Below are 2,768 nucleotides of genomic sequence, written 5' to 3' on the forward strand. Positions count from 1 at the left end.
CAAATTACTCGAGGTCGACGATCGTTCGATGAGTATCGCAGGCCTGAGTCGCGACGATGTGATTGGAAAACACTTTGCCGAATGCGCGTGGTGGACTTACGATGAAGCGGTCGCCAACCAAATGCGAGACGCAATGGATCGCGCCTTTGCCGGTGAAACGGTGCGGTTCGACGTCGGATTGTATTCCAAGGCAGGCAATCCGCTGATGATCGATTTCATGATGGCACCGGTCCGGGATGCCAACGGCAATATCGAATACCTGATCCCCTCGGGCGTTGACATTAGTGATCGCTATGCCGCTCAGATGCGATTAATCGAAAACGAACGCCGCATTTCGATGGCGCTCAAGGCAGGTGCAATGTCAGCCTGGGAGTGGAGCGAGGAAAGAAGCGTCTGGGAAGAATCTCTATTCCAACTGCTGGGTATCCCTTGGCAAGAGAACCCCTCATCCGAATTGTTCTTTCAGAGCGTCCATCCCGATGACCTTCCCTCGCTCAAATCTGTGTGGAAGCAGGCGACCGAAAATGGCGATAACTATGAAACCGAATTCCGCATCATTCGTCCCGATGGCCAGGTAATCTGGCTGGCTTCGGTTGGCACCATCCTGCGTGATGAACAAGGCAAGATTACACGGATCCATGGGCTGAACTGGGACGTCACCGCCGCGAAGGAATCCGAGCGTCGCATTCTGGCCAGCGAAGAGCGGCTGCGTTTGGCACTCAGTGCTGCGGAGTTGAAACTTTGGCAATGGCACGTCAATGCCGACCAATTCTATCGCTCCGGTGAATTGAGCAAACAATCGGGAATCGAGTCCGCCCAACCGATCGGAGGACTCGCGGAGTTTCTTGATCTGGTCCATCCCGATGACCGAGATCATGTCGAGCAGACCCTGCGTCAAAGCTTGGAAGAGGGTACGCCGTATCGCTGTGAATATCGCATCCGGCGTTCATCCAAAGCCTATCGCTGGGTGATGTCGCTAGCCCATCTTTCCATCAAAGACAGCGATTCACCGCTGCAGATGATCGGGGTCGAGTTGGATATCACCACTCGGCGTGAATCGGAAGAAGCAATCAAATCAGCATTGGAAAATTACGAAAGCAGCAATACAAAACTGCAAGGTATTTTCGATGTCACCTTGATCTTTGTCGGCGTGATCGATCTGGATGGTCACGTCAGCGAAGTCAACGAAACAGCCACCACGGGGTGTGGATACACGCGTGACCAGATCATTGGAAAAAAATTCTGGGAGTGTCCATGGTGGCGTCGATCGGCGAAGGTTCAGTCTTCAATCCGAGAATCCTTTCAACGTGCTGCTGCGGGGGAAAGCTTCGAAATGGAACTGGATTACTGGATCGCCGACGGCTCAAAACGCTCGCTTCAATACAGGATTGCCCCGGCTCGAAACGAAAAAGGCGAGGTCGCATTTGTGGTGCCTAGCGGCGTGGACATCACCGAACGAAAGCGAAATGAACGAGAGATCCGGCTCAGTGCCCAACGCTTGAGCGTTGCCGCCAAAGCGGCCGGTTTTGGCATGTTGCATGTCGATTTGCGGTCGCAAAAAGTAATGTTTTCACCAGAGTTCAAACGAATCGTCGGCTATCCCGAAGATTACACGTTTCAAATCGAAATGAGCCAAACGCCCTCGTTTGTCTACCCCGAAGATGTGGATGCGTACCAGCACTATTTTCTGAAAGCGGCCCAGACGCGGCGGAAACTGATGACGCCGCTCGACCTTCGCATCACGCGACTTGACGGCCATATCCGCTGGGTGCGACTGCAAACCAAAACGCTGTGGAGCAAAGGCAGCGAAGGCCAAAAACGGCCCTCTCAAATCATCGGCACGCTGCTGGACATTACGAATCAACACGAGTTCGAACAGTCACTCAAAGAAGCACGCGAACAGGCGGTCGCAGCGAACGAATCCAAGAGTGCGTTTTTGGCGAACATGAGTCACGAAATCCGCACCCCAATGACCGCAATCCTGGGCTATGCCGACTTGATCGCCGAAAAGGTCAACGATGACGAAACGCTTTCGCACGTTCGCACGATCCGGCACAACGGTGGTTTTTTGCTGGACATCATTAATGACATTCTTGACTTGTCAAAAATCGAAGCAGGCAAATTTGAAATCAGCCAACAACGGTTCGCTCCCAGCCATTTAGTGGAAGACGTTCGCTCGATCATGGAGGTCCGTGCGACCGAGAGCAACCTTGAACTCGATGTCGAATACCACGGAAAAATCCCTGCAGAAATCACCTCGGATCCCAAACGCTTGAAACAAGTTCTGATTAACTTGGTCGGCAACGCAATTAAATTCACCCCCGCCGGCATGGTGAAAATCATCGTGCGTTATGTGGGTCAGCAACATGACCATGGGATACTGCAATTCGAAATTGTCGACTCTGGAATCGGAATGAGCAAACAACAACAGCGACGGTTGTTCCAGCCATTTTCGCAAGGGGACGGGAATGTCAATCGCGAATTTGGCGGCACGGGACTCGGGTTGGCGATCAGTAAACGGTTGACCGAGATGTTGGGCGGAGAAATCTCGGTGGAGAGCGAACTGAGTAAAGGCAGTAAGTTCACCGTCTCGATTTCCACAGGCGATATTGAGGACGTGCAAATGATCCAGCCCAAATTGACGATCGAACCGCCGCCAAGCACCACGCCCGCCGAAACGATCACATTGGACTGTCACGTTTTGGTCGTCGACGACCGCCGCGACATCCGCTTTCTCAGTAAATCGTTGCTCAAAAAAGCGGGAGCAA

1 protein-coding gene is annotated in these 2,768 nt (G+C 52.8%); it reads left to right on the top strand.

The features are described 5' to 3' along the window. Positions 1-28: 28 nt before the first annotated feature. Positions 29-2,768, top strand: a 2,740-nt coding sequence (locus ABX962_RS34160) for a PAS domain-containing protein (protein WP_372726135.1), incomplete at its 3' end; no start/stop codon positions are given.

Source organism: Novipirellula sp., from assembly GCF_041583735.1.
GTDB lineage: Bacteria > Planctomycetota > Planctomycetia > Pirellulales > Pirellulaceae > Novipirellula.